We start from the raw sequence: 23,853 nt of genomic DNA on the forward strand, positions 1-23,853 counted from the left end.
ATGCTCGCCGGAGATGGCGTCGTGTTCGCGCCGGACGCGGCGGCCGCCGATGATTTCGGCGGGGGGATTTTCGAATCGGCTCCCGCATTGCTCGCCGAAGAATCCTCTGCCGAGAATTCGGGTGACGACGGCGCCGAAGCCGCAGACGAGTTCGACGCTCCCACCGAAGAGCTCAACGCTCAGCCCGGACATCAGCAGACTCGCCGGATCGTGTTCGTCGATTCGGCTTTGGCCGATCACGAAGATCTAATCGCCTCGGTTACCGAAGATGACGCTCCGGTCGATGTCTACCTGCTCGATGGTTCGCGGGACGGCATCGAACAAATCGGCGAAATTCTCAGCGGTTATTTCGACTTGGAGGAGGTACACATCCTCTCCCATGGCAACGAGGGCCGGCTGAGCCTCGGCAGCACGCTGCTCGACGCCGACACGCTGGGCAACTATGCCGACGAGATCGCTGGCTGGGGCGATGCCCTCGGCGAAGGGGCCGACATCCTCCTTTACGGCTGCGATCTCGCCGATGGAGAAGCAGGCGTTGGCTTTGTTCAGGACCTAGCGCAACTGACCGGCGCCGATGTCGCCGCCTCGAATGACCTGACCGGAAGCAGCGACCTCGGTGGTAACTGGGAACTCGAAGTTCACACCGGAGAGATCGGAGCTGCCTCGACCGACTTCGCCGGTCGGTTCATCGGATACGCCCACTCACTGGATCTGACCCAAAACGGCAGCGTCCTCACGATCGAAGGGGACAACGGGAATGACGACGTCGGTATCCGCGTTGACGAAGACACCGGTGAGGTCGAGGTCTTCGGGACCGCCGGTGCGGGAACATTCCAGTCGATCGACACGATCATCTTCGAAGGGTTCGACGGGGACGACGTCCTCGATATCCGGGACGATCTCAAAATCCCAAATGGTCTGATCGAACTCGACGTGGATGGCGGCGCGGGCATCCTGCGAATCCTCGGCGACGAGCGTCTGGAAATTTCCGGTTCGATTCGCACGCAGGGTGGCGACCTCGAAATCATTACCGAAGAGTTCGTCGCCAACTCCGGGACGACGTTCAGCACCCGGGACGCAGCGCCGGGTGGAGCCTCTGTCGGCAACTCCGGCGACATCACGATCATCGCACCCAAAGCGATCTTCAACGACGATGTTTCGTTGTATGCCCAAGCGGACGGCTTCTTCACGGGCGGGAATATCATTGTTGACGCGTCAGCGAGCCTTGAGCGGACGCTCGCGGCTGTCACGCCGCTGTTTAAAGATCGTGAGGCCACCGCCGAGATTCAGGTCGGCACAGGCGAGTGGTTCGCGGAAAACATCACGATCCGCAGCCTCGCAGAAACCAGCAAGTTCGCGGATATCGATATTGATCCGAATGCCGCGAATATCATCTACGAAAACTTCTTCGCTCATCTGAGCGAACCCGCAACGACCCAACTGACCTTCGACGACCCGAATCACACCTACACGAATGCGGACGCGGCCACGTCGGGCCTCGATCTGACCTTCTCCGATGCCGATCCGTCAGCGGATCAAATCACGAGGGCGACCGGGAGTTGGATCACCGATGGCTTCCGGGCCGGCCAGACGATCACGGTCAGCGGTACGGCCAGCAACAACGGCACTTACCGCGTGGTGTCGGTTACCGATGACGTCCTCGAGCTCGACGCGAGTGAGATACTCGCGGACGAGAACGCCAGCGGCGTGACCGTCTCGATCCGCGCGGAATTGACGTTCGCCAGCAATCCTTCCGGCGATACGATCACACGTGGGGCCGGGAGTTGGCTAGATGAGAACTTTGAAGTCGGCGACTTCGTCGCCGTCTCCGGGTCGACCGGAAATGACGGCTACTACGAGATCACGTCCGCAACGGCTGGCGTGCTGACACTGGCAACTTCCGGCGAATTGACGGCCGAAGTGAGCAGTGCGGCCGACCTGTCGACGCCCGATACGATCAGTCGCCCGTCGACGACCGGGAGTTGGCTGCAGGATGGGTTCACACCCGGAATGCGTATTAGTGTCGTCGGCTCGCTCAATAACGACGGGACCTACACGCTGCTCGACGTCAAGAACGAAACACTCGTGCTGCGTTCGGTCGACGCGGTTGTGGATGAACTTCGCACCGGTGTTGCGGTCTCGCAGACTGTGGCTGAAATCTCCGGCACACCCACGGTCACGCTCACCCCGGACTTCGACGGAAATGACCGCATCGTCCGCTCGGCCGGTAGCTGGCTCGACGACGGGTTTCAGGTCGGGCAAACGATCATTCTGGACAACTTCGGCGAGAGTGACGGCGAATACATCATCGCTGGCTTCGACGACGAGCAGACGATTGTGCTGACCTCGTCGGGCGAGGTGCTGGACGTGGTCATCGCGCCGGTTTCCGTTAGCGGTAATCCGAGTCTGACGTTCCAATTCGACCCGGACGGCGACCGCATCGTCCGCCCGACGGGCAGTTGGCTCGACGACGGGTTCCAGGCCGGGCAGTTCATCACCGTCGAGGGCACCGTCAGCAGCGACGGCTTCTACGCCGTGCAGGAGGTGACCGAAACCGAACTGATCCTGTTCGACACGGGTAACTTCGTCGGCAGTTCGCAGAGCGGCGTTAGCGTGACCGCCAACCCGCTTGTGACCGAGGTCTTCACCGACCTGACCGATGAGCAGATCCCGCTGGTCCTGCGTGATCGCAACGGGATCATCACGAACCAATTCTTCTCAATCGACCTCCCCGACGTTCTCGTCGAGGTCAACCAACGCTTCGAGCAATTGGACTCCCTCCTCGGCGCGGCGAAGGCGGTGCTGACCGAAGCCTCGAGCACGATCCGCCTGGATGGCGTCGAACTGGTTGCGGACAACAACATCCAGATCAACTCCGCCGCGAACTCCGCGACGACGCTCATGGCTCCCGCCCTCAAGTTGCCAAGCGTCCCGCTGACCGGTTTGGGCGGGACGAACCAGTTCCCCGTCGCGGCTGGCTTCGGCCAATCGGAAGCAACGGCAAAGACTCGACTGACCGGCAGCACGTCAGTTACTGCCGGGAACCTGGTTAACGTTGATTCGACCGTCGACAACGCGCTGGCCATCAGCATGAGGGTCGCCTCGGGGTTGCTGACGGGGACCAAGGCCAGGGGAAAAATCGGCGATCTCGCCACGGCGACCCCAGTCGGGACACTGACGAAACAGCTTCCGCAGAAGCTTCCGGCCCCCTCCGCCGCCGTCGCTTACGGACGAGGACGCTCGGAAGCGATCGCTTCCGTCGGCAACAACACTGAAATTAATGCGACCTCGTTGTTCGTCGACGCCCAAGTTGAAAACAACTTCGGCGTTGAAGCGAACAGCACGATCATCTACCCGGAGAAGAATCTCGGGTTCGGATTCGCCATTTCGGTCAGTGACGTTCAGTCGTCGGCCGAAGCCGAACTGGGCGGCAACGTCACCGCAAATGAGGTCGTGGTCGAGGGGAGCTCGCTCAATAAGAACAACCGGACGGTCGCGTCCGCCGTCGTGCGGGACAACATCATTCTGCCGGGACCATCCGGTGCTGTTCAGGGAAAGCTTAGCGACCCCAATGCGAATCTGGAGGCCGCCGGCGGTGTACTCTCAATCGGTGCCGCTGTCGCACTCGGATTCAGCGAAAACTTCGCCACGGCCTCCATTAATGCGGGGGCGGATATCGATGCCGCGGACAATGTCACGGTACGCGCGTTAGCCGAAGACCGGCACTCCTCATCGGCCAGTGGTGGGGCGAAAACGCAGACGAAGGTGTCGATTGGCGGCGCGGTCTCGTTCATGAGGTACAGCAATGAGGCCGAAGCGTTCATCGGATCGAACGCGACCGTCTCGGCCGGGCAGGACGTGATCGTTGAGGCGGACGCCGTCGTGCCGCTACGGACGACGGTGTCGCAGGACGTGCTTGATGCCATTACGACGTACCAAAACCTCAATTTCGATGCACCGGAATTCGACGCCGCCATCGACGCCGCAGAGCCGGCCGCGTCGGCTCAAAACGTCGCGAACGAAGTCAGTGAACAGATCACTTACGGTGCCCGAACACTGGCCGATCTGGCCGCCGGCATTACGCCCTTCAAGGCCTTTGCCAGTCCGTCGCTGGGAGTCCCGGGATTTTCCACTTCGATCGTCAACTCCAGTGCGAGTTCCAAATCGAAGAATAGTGACGGCCTGATCGCTATCTCAGGTTCCGCGAGCGTACAACTTCTTGACAACGAAGCGACGGCTTACATTGGCGAGTCTGCCGTGATAACGGCCGGCCGCGATGTGATCGTCGATGCGGATGCCACTGCCGCGACGATCAACGTCGGTGGCATGGCCAATGCAAAGTCTTTCTTTCTGGGCCTATTGGGGGGTAACTCAACCGGTTCCTCCTCTGACAACGGCGTCGTGGGCGGGACCTTCAACGGTCTGTTTTACAACAATGCCGCCGTCGCCCGAATTGAAGACGAAGCCCGCATCGATGCGGGCCAAGACGCACGGGTCGATGCGAAAAGCGACGTGCTGACCATCAGCATGACACAGGCGGGGGGGCAGTCCGCATCCTTTGCCATTGGCGGCACATTTACGGTTCAAGAGATCGATGCCGACTCTCGAGCATCCATCGAAGAGACCGTTGTTCTGACGGCCGGGAACGACCTTCTGGTCAATGCCGATACAACGTTGGAGACTGCCGCCTTCAGCTTCGTCTTGCAGTCTGGGGAGACGCTCGCTGTCGGGGCGGCCGCGACGATCAATGAGTTCGACACTTCCTCGCGGGCGATGATCGCCGACACGCTCGACAGCACGGTTTCGGGACCGGCGACGATCGGGTCGATTACGGCCGACAACGATGTCTCAGTCGAAGCTGACGGCTCGCAATTGATGATTAACGCGGCCCTCGCGGGAACCAATGCGAAGGGCAAGCGGGTCAACGATCAGGCCAAAAAACAGGCCGGTGGCGGGTTGGCCGACCTGCTCAACGAGTCCGGACTTAAAGATCAAACGAACGCCGACGCGGGAAACAGCCTCGGCAGCTTGGTTAAAGACTCCGGCCTCCAGCAGGGCCAGGTCGGCGGCACGAGCCTGAAAGATCAGACGACCGGTGCGAAAGACGGTAAAGTCGCGTCGCTGCTCGATAAGACCGGCGTGGGCCGAAAGATCGGCGAGAAGATCGGCGTCGAAACGAGTCCACCGACTTCGGACGGGGGTGGCAACGAGAACCGGTCCGTCGGGATCGGCATCTCCGGCGATGTCGCCATCAACCTGCTGAACGATGACATCGAGGCCTATATCGACGACGGCATCATCGTTCGCTCGGATGCCGACGGTGACCTTGCTGGCGATGTCAACGTGGTCGCTAACGGAAACTCGACTCTCGTCGGGACGACCTTGGCGATCGCGGTCGGCGGGCAACAGAAGGGAGCCGGGATCGCCGGCTCGGCCGCCTTCGGACTCGTCCAGCGCTCGACACGTGCCGAGATCGCCGACGCGACGGTCTGGTCTCACAACACGAATGTCGACGCCGCGTCGCGCGACCTGCATCTGACCGTCACCGCCGGCGGCGGCGGGGCCACGACAAGCACAGGCAACACTTCCGGCGATGATGGTAGTTCAACCGGCAGCACGACCGGCGGAACTGCGGGCGCAGGAACCGGCACGAACAACGATGACAGCTCGCTGAGCGCCGGCGTGGCGGGGTCGGCGAACATTCACTTCGTCTTCAATGAGACGACCGCCCGCATCGGTGACGGCGTGCAGGTCACCGCGACCGGGGACGTCGACGTGGACGGTTCGAACGAGGTGCTGCTCCTGTCGGTCGCCGGGGCGGTCGGGATCGCCGAGAGCGTCGGCATTGGGTCCTCGCTGGAGATCGCCGTCGTCGACAATGACGTCGAAGCGACGATCGGGGCGAACGCCGATATCGAAGCCGCGGGCAGCGTTCATGTGACGGCTGAGAACGTGCAGGAGATGTTCGCCCTCGCCGCGAGCCTCGCGGTCAGCACGGCCGAGTTCGGATTGACCGGGACCGGTTCCATCCAGTTCGTCGACAGTGAAGCGGTTGCCCGCATCGGTAACAATGCTCGGGTCCTCGCCGGCGGAAACGTCGAAGTCGATGCCCGCGATGCGACACTGGCGATCACCGTCGGAGGCGGCCTCGCGATTGCAGACCTCGGCGGGCAGGACGATCCCAGCGGCGGCGGATCCGGGGGTAGCGGCGGCAGTACCTTCGTGCCCGCGACCGTTCCCGGGACCACTGGTGACACGACAAGTTCGACGAGCGCCGGCTTCGGGGCGACGCTGGCGAGCACGATGGTCTTCCGCGACGTCGAAGCGTCGATCGGCGAGAACGCCTCAGTCACCGCGCTGGCGAATGCGGACCCGATCGGCGATCACGCAGGCGTCATTGTCGAAGCAACCGCTCAGGACCGCATCTTTACCTTCGGCGCCAGTGGGGCGCTGGCCAATACGGTGACCGTCGCGGCCTCATGGGTGCCGCTGATCTTCGTCAGTGACGTCTTAGCCAAAGTCGGTGACGGGGCAGTCATTAACGGCCCATCAGACCCAACGGAACCACCCCGGCTGACAGCACTCATCGCGCCCGCGTCGGTCGACCAGACCGTCTTCGTCAACAGCGAACAAAACACGCTGGTCATCGCCGGGGCGGGCAGCCTGGGCGTGGCGAAAGAGAAGGCGGGGATCGGACTCGCATTGAATACGATCGTCTCGATCCGCGAGACGATCAGCGAAATCGGCGAGGGCGCCCAAGTCTTCGCCGAGAAGGACATTCTCGTCAATGCGGAGTCGCAGGATCGATTCGTCGTTTTCGCCGCCGGGATTGCCGGCGGCGGGGAATTCGGTGGCTCCGGGGCGCTCGGCGTGTTCGTGATCGTTGACACCACGCAGGCTCTTATCGGTGATGGCGCAACGCTCGAGGCAACCGGGAATGTGCTCGTCTCGGCGATGCGAGAGTCGCTTCTGGTGCCGTTCGTCGGAGAAGTCACATACGGCGGCACGCTCGGGCTCGGCCTGAGCGGCAACACGCTGGTGCAGGTCACAAACACTCTCGCGTCGATCGGCGAAAACGCCAAGGTGACCGCCGATGGTGCCCGTGCCGACGGCGAAGCCGTCAACGGCGAGCGCGGCACGATTTTCGGTAATCCAGACACCGAAGCGTTCCGCGGGCTGGCTGTCGTTGCGGCCTCGTTCACCGATGTGATCTCCACGACGGCGGGAGCGAACCTCGGCGGTACGGTCGGTATCGCCGGCGGGGCCGCGATCTCGACGCTGTTCGAATCGACGCAGGCTTTTATCAACGATGGCGCGGCCATCAACGAAGCCGACCCCGCGACCAATACCGCGGCTGACCCGGCGGACGGGCAAAACGTGCGGGTGCTCGCTTCGAGCGACCTCAATCTGCTTTCGATCGTCGGGCAATTCGGCGGGGCCGGCAATGTCGCGGTCGGGGCCGCCGTGGGAGTCGTCTTCGCCCTGCGGCGGACCGATGCGGAGATCCGCGCCTCGAAGATTCGCGCAAAAGATGTTGCAGCGCTGGCAAAATCAGACGGGGACGTCATCACGATTACTGCTGCGGGGGCGGGAACGGTTTCGACCGGAACGCAGCCGGAAGACGCGACGAGTCAGCCGGACGTGGGACCGGGCAGCGGTGGGAATCCGTCCGGAATTCTGATCGGTGGTCATCGCGTCAATCCGACACAGGGAGCCGGGATGGCTTCCTTCTTGACGACGACCGCGACGCAGAACTCGGCCGGGGGCAGCGGTGCAACTGCCGTCGCCGTCGGAGGGTCTCTTTCCGGCAACGTCTTAACGGGACGGACGGTTGCTGCGATTCGTGATAGCGAAGTGACCGCGACCGGCGCAACAACCGTCGAAGCGACCGATGAAACGCTCATCGGCTCCGGCGCCGGCGGCGTGGCGGCTGCAGGAGCAGGCGGCGGAAACGGATCATCCGACACCGCGGCGGCGGTCGGCGTGTCGCTGGCAGCGAACGTCGTGGTGAATACGGTCGACGCGATCGTTGAGAACAGTGACGTCCGCTCCGATGAAGGCCTCGCCGTGCGGGCCTTGGCGGAGACCGATGTCATCGCCGTCACGCTCGCCGGATCGGCAGCAGTCGGCGGCGGATCATCCGATTCGACCGCCGGGACCGGTGCCGGAACGGTCTCTCTGAATGCCGTTGTCACGAACACCCTCGCCACGGTCCGTGGTGACGGGCTCGTCACGGCCGAGAATGGTGATCTCGTCATTGAAGCAACCGACCGATCCCTGATCGGCGCCGGGGCCGGCGCGGGTACGTTCGCGGGAGCGTTCGGCTCGAACGGTGCGACGAGTGTCGCCGTCGGTGCCGCGGTTTCATCGAATTCGGTTGCCAACGATGTCATCGCCAAGCTCGATCTCAACGGTCCCGACGGCGTCGATGTCGGCGAGGACGTCCGAATCTCCGCCAGCTCGGAAGCCGAAGTCCGGGCGGCCGCCGTTGGTATCGCCGGATCGGTTGGTGCCGGATCGGCGAAATCGATCTCATGGAGTGGTGGCGGCTCACTCTCAGTGAACGTCATCGATCTCGTCACGGAAGCGACCGCTTCTTCGGAAAAGATCGACGCTGGCGGAGGCGTGACCGTCGTTGCGGAAGAGGACGCCGTTCTAACCTCGGTCGCCGGCGGGGCTGCGATCAGCGTGACCGTCGGCGCTACGGGAGCTTCCGGTGGCGGCATTGGTGCAGCTCTTGCGATTAATACGACGACGGGGCAGACGCGGGCTGCGATCGAAAACTCGGCTGTTGACGCAACGGGCGATATTCTCGTTGAGGCGACGGGATCGTCGGAGATCATCGCGACGACCATCGGGTTCGCCGGGGCGGGAGCCGGGGGAGCGGCTGGCGGGAAGACCTTCTCCGGGTCGGGATCATTCAGCGGCAACGGAATCGGTCGCGATGTCGATGCGGTCATCATTGGCGGGAGCGTTAATTCCGCGGGTGCGGTGACGGTCTCGGCGTCGGACGAAGGACTGCTCGTGACGGTCGCCGGAGCGGTCTCGCTCGGCGTAGCCGCCGGTGGAGGCGGCGGGACTGCGGGAGCGGCCGGGGCGTCAATCACGGCCGCTGTGATCGACCGCAGCGTCACGGCCCGCATCGAAGAAGCCAATGTCACGGCAGTCGGGGCAGTCGATGTGACGGCCGCTTCGACCGCTTCGATCGGCTCGGCGACGATCGGCTTCGCCGGTGGCGGGGCGGGCGGAGCCGGTGGGGGCACCGCTGTTGCCGCGGCCGGAGCGGGTTCCGTCAACGTCATCAACAGTGACATCGCGGCGCAAATCAGTGGCGGATCGGTGACCGCCGGCGTAGATGGCGTGTCGGTCAAAGCGAATGATCAATCAGTGATCGCGGTGATCGCCGGTGCGGCGGCCCTCGCGGGTGCCGGGGGCGCAGGTGGCGGGACCAGCGTGCAGGCCGGGGCATCGCTCGGGGTCGCGGCGATCGACAACTCCGTTCGGGCCACGATCGACGATGCGAACGTCACATCCGGCGGCGACTTGGTCGTCGACGCGGAAGCGGCGTCGGTGATCACGCTCTCTGCGATCGGCTTCGGTGCTGGCGGGAGCGGAGGAGCCGGTGGCGGAACGAACATCGCGGCGGCCGGTTCGGCGGCTGGTGCCGGAATTGGCAGCACCATCGAAGCCTCGATCCGCGGCAACAGCGACGCCATCGCGGCGGGCGTCGTCGATGTTCTCGCAACCGACCGGTCGGCGATCGGCGTCTTCGCCGGTGGTGCGAGCGGTGGCGGAGCGGGTGGCGCTGGAGGCGGGACGGCCGTCGGGGTCGGGGCATCGATCGCGGTCAACGCGTTGACCGGAGACGTAACGGCCGAAATCGTCGATTCCTCAGTGACCGCAACGGCCGTTTCGATACTGGCCGAATCGCTCGGCGTAGTCAGCGTCGCCACGATCGGTTTCGCTGGCGGGGGTAGCGGCGGTGTCGGTGGCGGAACGACGGTTTCACTGGCGGGAGCCGGGTCGATCAACACGGTCGCCAAGGACGTGACTGCCAGAATCGGCGGGACCAGCGATGTGACCGCAACGGCCGGAAGCATTTCGGTCGACGCATTCGATCGGACGATCGTGACGGCGGTCGCCGGGGCGGGTTCGATCGGCGGGGCCGGCGGAGCGGGCGGCGGAACCGCCGCACAAGGCGGAGCTTCGTTCGCGATCAATACGGTCGCGGGCGATGTAACGGCCACAATCGACGGGGGCAGCGCCGCTGCTTCCGGTGATATCAGCGTTGAAGCTGAGGGCGCAGTCACTGTGGTCGTTTCGACGATCGGTTTCGCTGGCGGCGGGGCGGGTGGCGCCGGCGGCGGGGCGGACATCAGTGCCGCCGGATCGGGATCAGTCAATACGGTCGTCGCGGGCGTGGAAGCATCCATTAAAGATGCCGTGCTGATCAGCGCCGGGGGGAGCGTTACGGTCGATGCGAAATCGGCTGCCGACATCGGCGTCTTTGCCGGGGGCGCGACCGGGGGAGGCAGTGGTGGGGCCGGTGGAGGCACGTCGGTCGGCGCTGCCGCTTCCATGGCAGTCAATACGATTGCTGAAGACGTTTCGGCATTCATTGTCGGGGCGGAGGTGATCGCGGGAACTGATGTCGCGGTGGAAGCGGTCGGCCGGTCGGTCGTTGTCGTCGCCACGATCGGGTTTGCCGGCGGTGGCAGCGGTGGGGCGGGCGGAGGCATCGCCGTCGGCGCTGCAGGAGCCGGCAGCGTCAACGTGATCGCCAGTTCGCGGACCGCCAGCATTGATCAAAGTGAGATTCAGGCTATCGCCGGCAGCGTCATCGTGAAGGCGTCGGATCTCTCAGTCATCACGGCGGTCGCGGGTGCGGCGGCGGTGAACGGGTCTGGCGGTGCGGGCGGCGGCACGTCGGTCCAAGGTGGAGCTTCGCTGGTCACAAGTGCCATCGCCAGCACCGTAGCGGCAGATTTAAGCAACTCACTCATAACAGCCGGTACCGATGTCGTCCTTGACGCCGAAGCCGCGTCAGTGATTGTCAGCGCCACGATCGGATTCGCGGCGGGTGGCAGTGGCGGAGCCGGAGGCGGTCTGCAGATTGGTGCGGCGGGTTCCGGAACGGGGAACGGAATCGGAACGACGGTCCGAGCTGCCGTCACGGAGAGCGAGGTGAATGCCGGTGGCGCCGTCCGCGTGACCGCGGCCGACACGTCGAGCATCGGGACCTTCGCCGGTGGCGCGACCGGCGGCGGGAGCGGCGGAGCGGGCGGCGGCGTGGCCGTCGGAGTTGCCGCTTCGGTTGCGGTGAACGCGGTCAGCGTTGATATCACGGCACAAATTATCGGCTCGGACGTGATCGCCGTCGATGAAGTCGCTGTCTCAGCCGATGCGGCCACGACGGTCGTCGTGGCAACAATCGGGTTCTCCGGCGGCGGCAGCGGCGGAGCGGGCGGCGGGGTTGCGGCTTCGGCAGCCGGTGCGGCTTCCGTCAACACGATCATCAACAACGTCGCTGCCTCGATTGGCGACGGCAGTAGCGTCACCTCGTCAAATTCCGGCGTCACAGTCGAGGCGACGGACCGCTCTATTATTACGACGGTCGCCGGAGCGGGTTCGATCACCGGATCGGGTGGGGCTGGCGGCGGGGCCTCTCTCCAAGCGGGCGCCTCATTGGCGGTCAACGCGATCGACAACGAGGTTTCAGCCACGATCTCCGATACCACCGTCTCGGCGAAAGAGAGCATCACGGTCGATGCGGAGGCGGCATCGGTTGTCGTTGTGGCGACGATCGGCTTCGCCGGTGGCGGCAGCGGCGGCGCCGGCGGTGGCGGTCAAGTCGCACTCGCCGGATCCGGTTCAGGCAACGGAATCGGCACCAACGTCGAGGCTTCGGTCGCTAATAGCACGCTTACCGCCGGGACCGATGTGATTGTCTCGGCTGCGACGACTTCCAGTCTGGGTGTCCTTGCCGGTGGGGCGACCGGTGGCGGTAGTGGCGGCGCGGGCGGCGGCGTGGCCGTCGGTGCCGATTCGTCGATTGCGGTCAATGTGCTGACCGCCGATGTCATAGCTGAGATCGTCGACTCGCATGTAACGGCAACGAACGACGTTCGAGTTCTCGCTGAGTCCGCAGCGACGGTCGTCGTAGCGACGATCGGCTTCTCCGGGGGCGGCAGCGGCGGCGCCGGTGGTGGCGCGGCGGTGACCGGATCGGGCGCTGGCTCGATTAACGTCGTGACGAATACCGTCGATGCGTCGATCCGCGGCGGCTCGACCACGTCGACGAACGGCGCCGTGCAAGTTAACGCGGCTGATCGCTCCTTCCTGACCGTCGTAGCCGGAGCCGGAGCCATCACGGGCAGTGGCGGCGCGGGCGGAGGCCTCTCCACCCAGGGCGGTGCCTCGGCGGCAACAAACACGGTGGTCAATCACGTCACTGCCTCGATCGATGCTGCAATCGTGAACGGGGCATCCGGAGTCACCGTCGATGCCGAGGCCGACACCGAGGTGATCGTCGTCACGATCGGCTTTGCGGCCGGGGGCAGCGGCGGCGCCGGCGGCGGTGTGCAGATCGCGGCGGCGGGATCGGGATCGACTAATTTCGTGATCAATGACATCGACGCGGCGATCCGCAACGCGAGCGTAATCAACTCCGGTGGTATCGTTGAAGTTCACGCGACCGACAACTCCGCCATCTTCGTCGGGGCCGGCGGTGCGACGGGCGGGGGATCTGGCGGTGCCGGGGGTGGCGCTGCCGTGGGTGTCGCCGGGTCGATGGCGATCAGCGCCGTCGACACGACCATCAATGCGGTGATCGAAAACACAGCCGTGACCGCGGACGGGGTCGATGTTCGCGCTGAACGGAATGCCGAGATCATCTCTGCCACAATCGGCTTCTCCGGCAACGGCAGTGGCGGAGCGGGCGGCGGCGTGGCCATCGCCGGGGCCGGGGCTGGTTCGATCAATACGGTCACCGGCACGATCGATGCCGGTATTCGCGACGGCAGTACGATTACCGCCGGGGATACGGGCGTCTCGGTCGCGGCCCGCGATACCTCGCGCATCATTGCAAGTGCCGGAGCGGGTGCGATCAGCGGGTCGGGCGGCGTGGGTGGCGGTGTGGCCGCGCAAGCTGGGGCCTCCTATGTCGTCAACGCAGTCGCGAACACGATTACTGCCGATATCGCCGATTCGCTGGTCAACACGACCGGCGACGTGACCGTTACGGCCGAGTCGGATGCGGAAACGATCGGGACGTCGCTCGGCTTCGCAGCCGGTGGTTCGGGCGGAGCGGGCGGCGGCGTGCAGATCTCCGGGGCGGGCTCGGCTGTCGGCAACGGCACCGGGAACACCATCACCGCCTCGATTGAACAGAGCACGATCGACGCCGCGAACGTGGCGGTCACGGCGGTTGATTCCTCAAAACTGATCGGCAGTGCCGGCTCGATTGCCGCCGGCGGTTCGGGCGGCGTCGGTGGTGCGTTCGGTCTGTCGGTCGGAACGTCGTTAGTCCTGAACGTCGCGAACAACGACGTTGAGGCCTCGATCGACGCCTCCGTGGTCGAGGCAACAACTGATGTCAACGTCAGCGCCCGATCCGAGGCGGAGTTAATCAGCAACACCGTCGCCGGTTCGGCCGCGGTCAACATCGCAATCGTTAGCGCGTCCCTCGCGGGAGCGGGTGCCGGGTCGAGCAACGTCATCGTCGGGAGCATCAACGCATCGATCGACGGGGGAAGCACCGTCGATGCCGGTCGCGACATCGATGTAACTGCGACGGACAATTCACTCAGCACCGCGATCGCTGGGGCGGGTGCGCTGGCGGTCTCTGTCGTCGGACTGTCGGCGGGAGCTTCGATCTCGGCCAACTCGGTCACGACCGATGTGATCGCGACGATCAGCGACGCCATCGTTTCGGCCGACGGTCGCATTTCGGTCATCGCCGAGTCGGATGCGACGCTGGTTGCGGCGGCGGTTGGGGGTGCGATCTCGTCCGGCGCGGCCGCGGCTGGTTCGATCGCCGCCAACGTTTTGGTCGCGACCGTCGAAGCCTCTGTCGACGGGACCGGTACGCTGGTGACGGACGGTGATCTGTCAATTCTGGCGACCCAGACATCAAAACTTGGTGGCGGGTCGGGTGCGGCTGCGGGCGGAGCGGGGGTCGCCGTCGGGGCGGCTCTGACGACCAACGATACCATTCTTCAGACGCGGGCCTTCATCGAAGGGACGGCCGTCGATGCCGGTGGCGACGTCCTTGTGTGGGCGTCGGCGGACACCGAATTGATCTCCGCCACCTTCAGCGGATCGGTCTCGGCCAACTTGGCGGCCAATGGATCGATCGCCGCGTACGTGACGGCCAATGAGACCGAGGCCTTCATTGCCGCCGGGGCTTCGGTCGAGGCCGATGGCAACGTCGCCGTGGTCGCCGAGGATAACATCTTGATGGGTCTGGGGGCGGGCGGGATCAGCGTGGCCGGCCTTGCCAGTGCTGCCGTCTCCAGCGGGACGATCGTGACAGTCAATCGGACGGAAGCCCGCATCGACGATGGCGTCGTGGTCGACGCCGCGGGCGGGACGCCTGCGATCCTCGTTCCGGGCGAATCAGGCGAGCGGGCGTTGCGAGGCGTCGCGGTGGTAGCCCGTTCGAGCGAAGAAGTCATCACAATCTCGGCCGGTGGCGCGATCGGCGTCTTGGCGGGCGGTGTCTCCGGTTCCTTCACGACGACGAGCCTGAACGAGACGACCCGAGCGGTCATCGGCGACGGAGCCCGGATTAACACGAACATCGTGGCCGCCGATCCGACGCAAGGCGTCTACGTGCTGGCTTCGTCCGAGACGCGTTTGATCGGTGGGGCGGGTAGCGTCGGAGCGGGTCAGGTCGCCGGACTCGGGGGCGCGATCGAATTGGGCGTCGTGAGTAAGACGACGGAAGCACTCGTGGGCGAGTCGGCCATCCTGCGGGCAGCGGGTGATGTCATTGTGGCCGCCCATTCCTCCGAAGAGGTGGTCTCAGTCTCCGGTGCCGCGGCGGGCGGAACCGTCACCGGTGCGGCGGCCGCTTCCTCATCGACGCTCTTGGTGACGACCCGAGCAGTCATCGGCGAACGAGCAAACGTCAATGCCGGTGATACCGTTTTGGTTGATGCTTGGAATGAATCTGATGTCGCCTTGGCGGCCGGTCAAGTCGGAGTCGCGGCCGCTGCGGCGGGCGGGGCGACGGCGGCTCTGGGCGTCATCGACAAGACGACAGAGGCGCTGATTTCTGATGAGGCGGTTGTTGTCGGGGCCGGCTTCGGCGATGGCATCGCTAATGTTCGAACAGGTGAGTTCGAATTTTCCGCGGCCGATGACGGTACGAACGCAATCACGAACTCGTTCCGTAGCGGAGCGATCGATGGCGACCTCGATGAGATCACCGTCGTCGGGCATGGTTTTGAGACTGGAGACGAAGTCTTCTTCAGTGCCGACGGAGCCGCCGTCGCCGGATTGCAAAACGGGGCGCGCTACTTCGTCATTCGCACCGGGTCGGATACCTTCCAACTCGCGAAAACCGAAGCGGACGCGATCGCGGGAACGCCGATCGATCTGAGCAGCACACAAGCGATCGGCACGTTGAACCGTCGGGTTGCGATTCCACCGGCGGACGGGGGACTGACCGGTCATGTCGATGACGCCTCGAACACGCTGCGGCTGATCGGGCATGGGTTTTCGAACGGCGATACCGTCACGTCGGCTGATCTCGGCAATCTGGTCGCCGGCTTAGACTCAGATCGCGACTACTTCGTCATCAACGCGACCGCGGACTCGTTTCAGCTTTCGGAATCGAATGGCGGGGCCGTCCTCGATATCGCCCCGACGGCGGCTTCGGCGACGACCGACTTCACGTTCTCCGGTATCGATCCGTCGACCGACACGATCCGGGCCGAGCGGCACGGTTTTGTCACCGGTGATGAGGTACTGCTGACCGACCTTGGAGATCGCGTCAGCGGCCTTGATACGAAAACGACTTACTTTGTGATTGCCGAGACGGAAAATGAATTCAAGTTGGCCGCGACGGCATCCGACGCGGAAGCCGGGCTGGCCATCGACCTTGAGATCACCGGGACGTTCGGCGAGATCGAGCGGGTCACGACTTCAACGCCGGCGGTGACCTTCGCCCCGGACGCTGTGGATCCGGTTACCGACTCGATCGCCGCGGCGGACCACGGTCTGGTGACGGGCGACGAAGTCGCGTTAATCGGCGATGGACTTGCCTTGAACGGCATTCAAAGTGGTCAACGGTTCTTCGTGATCGCGACTTCGCCCGACACCCTGCAGCTCGCGGCATCCCTCGACGACGCGTTGGCGAATCGAGCAATCGATCTGGACCCGGCTCCGGCCGTTCTGATTCGTGAAGACGGGACGACGGCGGAGTTTGTCGCGGCCGACATCGACGCGGGGGCCGAGACGCTCACAGTCACGGGACACGGCTTGTCCGCCGGGGATACGGTCACGTTCGAGAATACGGGCACCCGGATCGGCGGCTTGCTGAGTGGTGAGACCTATTTCGTCACCGTGCTCGACGCGGACACGTTGCAATTCTCCCTGACGGATGGCGGCGCGGCGGTCGATCTGGGCGAGAGTGCGGCAGAGTTGACGCTCGAACGGATCAGCGGTCCAACCGCGGCGACACACCCGATCACGGTTGCCGGACTGGATGACGCGTCGAATCAGATCACCATTGCGAATCACGGATTCAGCGATGGGGATCAGGTTGTCCTGAACGGGATCGGTCGGTCGGTCGCCGGGCTTCGCGACGGCGGCCGATACGCGGTCCTCGTCGACGATGCCGACACGATTCGGCTGGCGGAAGTAGGGACATCGACAACCCTCGACTTCACCGCCTCCGGAATCGGCGGACGGCTTTCCGTTACAACGCCCGCTGTCGCCAAGGCAGTCGCGTTTACCGCCGATGCCGTTTCGACCGGGTCGGACGTGATCACAGTCGCCGACCACGGACTGCAAACGGGCGATGCGGTCATCCTGAGCGGGAACGCCGCGGACATCCTCGGGAAAGACATCGATACGGAACTCTTCGTGATCCGTGTCAGTGACGATCAATTCCGATTGGCGTTGTCCCAAGCGGATGCCTTCGCTGGAACGGCATTCACGGACTTGGAAGCGAACGCGATCGAGGCTGACGCGACCTTTACGCTTTCTTCCGTCGGCAAGACCGGTGCCCTTCCTGATTTCGATTCGACCGACGTCCCGGAGTTCGGCACGTCGGCGGGCACGGCGAAGACCGAAACGCTGCATGGCGTCGGCGTCATCGCGGGAACGCAGGATCGCGTGATCGCAGTCTCGGCCAGTGTCGGCGGCGCTGGAGGACTGACGCTGCAATTAGCCGGCTCGGCAACGATTCATACCGGCGTCACGCGAGCCGCAATTGCGGACGGGGCGAGCATCAACGACGTGACCGCCGCAGCCGATCCGCGTCAGCAGGTACTGGTGGCTGCGGGAAGCCGACTCGAACGCATCGGCGTTGCCGGAAATGCCGCCGGTGGCATGGTCGCGGCGGCCCCCGCGGCGGATGTCACGACGGTCATGCATCGGACCGAAGCGACGATCGGTGCTGCCGATGTCTATGCGGCCGATGACGTCTCGGTCGTGGCGGAGCGATCGGAAGAGATCGCAGCGATTGCCGCCGGCTTGAGCGGCAGCGGCGCCGCGGGCGCAAGCGGTTCGGCGTCGGTTGTCGTCATCGACTCGACAACCAGAGCCCGCATCGTGGATGGGGCCAACGTCTTCGCCGAAGGTGACGTGTTGGTCTCGGCCGATGCCGAGACGAAAGCAATCGGAGCGGGCGGGGCCGCGGCGATCGGACTACTGGGCGGGATCGGCGGGTCAGCGACGACAATCATCGTGCAGAAGGAGACGGTCGCGGAGATCGAATCGGGAGCCGTCGTCGACGCTTGGGGAAGTTCGATAGCGCCGCTCACCCTCACCGACGGCGTGCGGTCGGCTGACGGGGAAGATATCGACAAAAGGAGCGACATCGATGCGAACGGTATCGGGGTTCTGGCGACATCTTCGGAAGAGATAGTTGCCGTCTCGTTGGCCGGCGCCGTGGGACTGGTCGGCGGACTCGCCGGAGCGGTCACCTTCTCCTACGTCGATTCGGACACGCGGGCCGCCATCGGTGACGGGGCGGCGATCAACCAAGGTGCCGATCGGAGCGGTGCGAACGGCGCGAGTTCCGTCTACGTCACTGCGGCGAATGAGCTTAGTGTGAAAGCCTTCGGCGGTGCCCTCTCGGCGGGTGTCGTCGGTGGCCTGTCGGGCGGTGTCGATGTCGGGCTGCTGCGAAATGATACGACTGCGATCATCGGCGATGACGCTCAAGTCTTCGCTGAGGGAGAGGTTCATGTCAGTGCCCTGTCCAAGAAGGACATTGCCTCCCGAGTCGTGAGCGGTTCACTGACGGGCTTCGGCGGGTTTGCTGGCGCTAGTTCGGTCTACGCCATCGGCGGCGACCTTGATGCGAATTATCAAGCCGATACGACCGGCGACGGCGAAATCGGCAGTGGCGACGACTCGGCGGACGCACTCGACGGAACCGGCGAGACTGACTTCCTCGCCGTCGCCAATGGCGAGGTCGACCGCCTGCTCGACGACGGTTTCGGCACGATCTTCGAAGCTGTGGCCGGACCGGAGGCCTCAAACGAATTCGATCCGCAAGCAGATGTCGACAACAACGCTGACACGCTGGACCTTTCCGGAGGAACGTTCGGAATCGCAGACGTTGACTTCGTGAATGATCACGTGATCCTCGCGTCCGGACATGGGCTCCAGACCGGCGACGTCGTCACGTTCACGGCATCCGGGACATCGGCAATCGGCGGACTGATTCCCGGCGGCACCTACACCGTGATCGTGTCGGGTAACTCGGTGACGTTCGAGGCGATCGATGAGAACGGCACGAAGCAGACGGTTGATCTTGTCGAGAACGCCGGGGCTGACCCGAGCACCATTTACGGTGTGGCCGGTCACGGCTTGAGCACGGGCGACGCCATCATCTACGAGGCACCGGAGGGTGAGCAATCGGTCGGCGGGCTAGAGAGTGGGCAGACTTACTTCGTCAGCTTGGATGCAGCCGATCCGTCGCAGGTCGGCTTGGCCGCAACGCGAGCCGACGCGGAAGCGGGGATCCTGATCGATCTCGACGCGACCTCCGCCACCGGCACACCCCATGAACTTGTTGCGCTGGCTGAAGGGGCCTCCCGTGCGGCCGGCACGCGGGCAGTAGCCGAGGCCGAAGCGACCGACCTTTCGACTGCTGCGGGAACCGGTTCAACCACGAGCGGCACGACGGCTCGAATCGGCCGGGCGGTGATCGACGCCGGGGGTCGGATCGACGTTGTCGCCGCCGATCAGGTTTCGATCGATCAAATCGCCGGGGGTGTCGCGGCGGGTTCGGTTGGAATCGGGGCGGGGATTGGCATTCTAACGCTCAACAACGACGTGTCGGCCGTCGTTCACCGCGGCGCCGATCTATCGGCTGGCGGGGCGATCACGGTCGCGGCCGATCTTGATCAGCGGATTGCCGGGACCTCCTTCGCCGGGGCACTCGGTGGTGGCGTTGCTCTCGGGGCGTCGGTACTCGTCGTCAACGATTCGAGCGACACGATCGCCGAACTGGAAGATGCCGCGACTGATTCCGATGCCGTCATCATACGGCAGGCTTCCGACGTAACGATCGCGGCCGACTCGGATGTCGATGCCGAGTTTGTGGCGGCTGTCGGATCGTTCGCCTTTGGGGGCGGTTTCGGGGCGTCCGTCGTCGACTTCAATGCAAGTGGTGACACGTCGGCCCGCGGCGGAGACCGAGCCGTGGTCGGCAGCGACTCGCCAGTCGGCGCGTTGACCGTCGCTGCCGACGCCGTAGTGACGATCGGCCCGCGTGGCGACTTCACCACGTTCGGCCTGGCGATCGGTGGTGGACTTGGGGGGACCGCCGGGATCGCTGAGGCGACCTATGACGGCGACGTCACCGCTGCGATCGGTCGTGACGCGTCGGTGACTTCGGCTGGCCGAACTGCCGTCACGGCGGATTCTTCGGTCGACATGTCGCTAGCAAGCAAGGGCGGAGCCGCCGGGCTGTTTGCGGTCGGTGTGATGGTCGCCAACGGTCGAGTCGACGGCCTGACGGAAGCCAAACTGGAGCAGGGAGCGACGGTCGAAACGCAGTCGCTCCTCGTCGCTGCCTCCGGTTCGCACGATCTCAATATCGAAACAACGGCCGGCTCGGGCGGGGTGCTCGGGGGCGGTCAGGGGAACCTGGCTACGGCCGAGGTCGAGCGCATCATCCGCTCGTCGGTCGAACCGACGGCGGAGGTGATCGCTGAGGACGCGGTCGCGGTGACGGCGGCATCGACGGGCGAAGTCCGCGCTGATGCCTTCGGCACCGGGGTCGGAGGGGCCGCGTTCATCGGGGTCTCCGTGGCGACGGCGACGTTCGAACCGACGGTCGAGGCCATCGTCGATCAGGCGGAGGTGACAACCGACGGACTGCTGACGGTCTCGGCGACACACGATTCGAGCGATAGGACACGGGCGAATGCGTTCTCCTCCGGCGGCAGCATCGGACTGAGCGGTGTGGGTGCGAAGTCCCGGTCGACGGCCGCCGCCGAGGTGCTCGCAACGATCACGGGCGGTTCGACCGCGACTGCCCTCGGTGGCGTCAACGTCGCGGCGGCTTCGGAGAATCGGTCGGAAGCGAAAGCCGAGGGGATCAGCATTTCCGGCGTTGCAGCCGTCGGGGCGGTCGATCCGACCGCGACGGCGGATGGGAAGACGACGGCCCTCGTGACCGACGGTGTGACGCTGACCACGGACGAATCGGTCGCGGTCGAGGCGGTCGGAACCGACTTCTCGAAAGCGATCAGCCGGTCGACGCAATTCGGTCTACTGACGGCCACCTCTGAAAGCTTCCAAGATTTCACGACGGCTCGGTCTCGACCAGAACTGACTGCTGGCATCGGGGCAGCCGTGATCGATGCGGGCCGGGATATCCGTGTGCGAGCGATCGCTAAGACCGATGCTGATGCAGATGCCGAGAGTGACACCGCAAGCGGCGTGAACATCACGCGGGTCGATACACGAGTCGAGTTCAAGCCGACGCTGCTTGCCGAAGTTGCTGCGGGGGCGGATCTCACCGCCGGCGAGAACGTGCTTGTCGAGGCCCTATTGAATGAAGATGTCGAGCGGTCGGACGGGACTTTTGATGCCGCGGGCGGTGTCGACATCACGGACAACACGATCACCTTCAGCGATCCGCACGGGCTCTCGTCCGATGTGACGGTTCAGTATGACAACGCCGGCCAAACCGCCATCGGCGGCCTCGAGCCCGGCGTCAACACCGGTACCGACGAGCCGGGAACGATCAGCGGAACAGGGGCGATCTTTACACCTCGAACGAACGTTGCCACGCACACGCCAACCTTCTATGCCCAGTTGTTTGATACAAACAATAATCCGGTGACCTTCTTCGACGACAACAACGTCGAACAGCCGGTCGGTGCGGTGATTGATTCATCGGGTAACTGGGAGATCACCAATCCTGATCTTCAGGATGGCGAAACGGTCGTCATCAAGTTCTTTGAGGATGCTCGGTTCGACGACGGGAATTCGGTCGACACTGAATACTTCGAGCACGACAGCGAAACCCGCACGCTGAGCTTTGAGGTCCCCCGGACCTATCGAGCGATTCGCTTCGCTGAAGGACTCGGCGCGAACGGCGAGCCCGATTTCGATCCGAACAAGATCCAACTCGGCGAGGCCTTTGAACCTGAAGCTGTCGATATCGGAAGTGATCAGATCAACTTTGGCACGCGGCATCTTCTTCGTGACGGCGACGAGGTGATTTATCAGCCCGTCGCGGCGGCCGGCGGCATCGGAGGCCTGACCGCGGGCCAAAGCTACTTCGTCAATTTCATCGACGATCAGACCATCGAACTGTCGCTAACGGACGGCGGCCCGGCCGTCGATCTGACCTCGCAGGGCAACGGCCGGCAGACGCTGGTGTTTGATCTGACGTCGGCTTCGACCGGAACGCACGAACTGGTTGGCATCGGTGGGGCCGCGTCACTGGTCAACGCCCCATCGGGTGACCTGATCGCGACGGCCGCCTCGGAAGGCACGAACGGATCGGTCTTCGGCACGAATCAGAACACGGATGCCCAGGTCGATGCGAACGCGAATGTGACGACCCTTATCGGAACCGGGGCGACGATCACGGCCGGCAACGATGTGACGATCGCAACCAATTCGATCACGATGACCTCGGCGACCGCCGACAACGACGCCGGAGGCTTCATTGCCAGCGGCGGGGCGGATGCCCGCGTCAATGCGTTCTCGACGACGCTTTCGACCATTGAATCGGGTGTGACTATTGAGGCGGGCGGTGACTTCCAGTTCGCCGCCGAGACGACTCAGGATGCCAACCTGAAAGCCTTCTCCAAGGGGGGAGGCCTGCTTGACGACGAGGACAGCGACGCGACCGCGAGCGCCGACTTCCTCACACAGGCAGAGATCGCTTCGGACGCCTCGATCATTGCCGAGACGGCGACGGTCGAGAGCACGTCGAGCGTCGAGGCATCCGTCGACTCGGAAGCCGACGCCAAGGGCGGCATTGCGCTGGCCGGGGCTGATGGGCGGTACTATCTCGGTAGTAAGGCTCTCGATCCGCCGAACAAGGATCCGGATGACGACGAGGTGCGGGAAAGCGATCGGGCGGACATCGATGGCGATGACGACGAGGCGAAAACGCTGGCCGTCGTCGATGGTGCGATCGAAGCGCGGGACGTGTCGATCGCGGCCGAAGGCGGCCGGATGAACGTCGACGTGATCGTCGACACGAGGGCGAGCAGTTTCGGTGGGGATACCGATTCGGAGGCCGAGGTCGATTTCAACCATCGAGCCGAAGTGGTCTTGGGCGCAACCGCCGATGTGACCGGCTTCCGAACCGTCGAACTCTATGCGGGCCATGACAGCGTTAAAACAAATGCCGATGCCGAAGCCGATACGAAGGGCGTGGGGGATTCCGACGCCGAGGCACTCAATCGGCAGTTGACCGACGCAATTGTTACCACGGCTGATAACGGACTGATCACGACACAAGTGCTCGATGTCATTACTGCGACAGATGTCGACAGATTCCGGGCCCAGGCGGATGCTTCGGTCGCGTCCAAAACGGTCGGAGGCTGTTTGTTCGGCGTTTGCGCCGAAGTCGAAATTGCGCTCGGAGAAGTTACTGACTCCGAAATCGCTATCCGCAAAGATGATCGCGAAATTGACTTCAACGCCGATGTCGTGATCGCGTCTCAGTCCGATCTGGTGATTGATGCCAATGGCAACGTAGTGCGATCCGACGGTCTCGTTGCGACGGCGACGGCTGATCGCGTGATCGTTGAGCAGGCCACTGGCGGTGGGGATGGTGAGATCAACTTCCTTGCAAACTCGTCCCGCTCGGTCCTTAAAGGAACGGGAACGACAGTCTTCGTCAGCGGGTCCGACAGCCGCTTCCGCATCCTCAACGAATCGGACAAAGACCTCGAAGTTCGTGATATCGACGTCTTCAACGTCGGTAACAAACCGCGGGTCACGATCGATGTCGAACAGGTCAACACGTCTGGTTCTGACGACTTCGAGTTCCTCGTCGAAGGGGCGGTGCTGCAATCAGAAGTCGATATCGAAAACCGCGGCGAGTCGGACGTCATCCTCAATGGCACGATCAACAACCCGATCGGCACGACGACGGTTCTGAACACAGAGGGTGACGTCACCTCGACGAACGCCGGC

General features: G+C 64.1%; 1 protein-coding gene (only partly in view). It reads left to right on the forward strand.

Going from position 1 to position 23,853, the window contains the following annotated elements; genetic code table 11:
* Nucleotides 1-23,853, forward strand: partial view of a DUF4347 domain-containing protein gene (locus Pan189_RS09515; protein WP_310821296.1) — the 5' portion only. The gene runs 4,131 nt beyond the window's last position; 23,853 of the gene's 27,984 nt are visible here — the first part of the coding sequence; its start codon is at nucleotides 1-3; the stop codon falls past the right edge of the window.

The organism is Stratiformator vulcanicus, from assembly GCF_007744515.1.
In the GTDB taxonomy this organism is placed as follows: Bacteria; Planctomycetota; Planctomycetia; order Planctomycetales; family Planctomycetaceae; genus Stratiformator; species Stratiformator vulcanicus.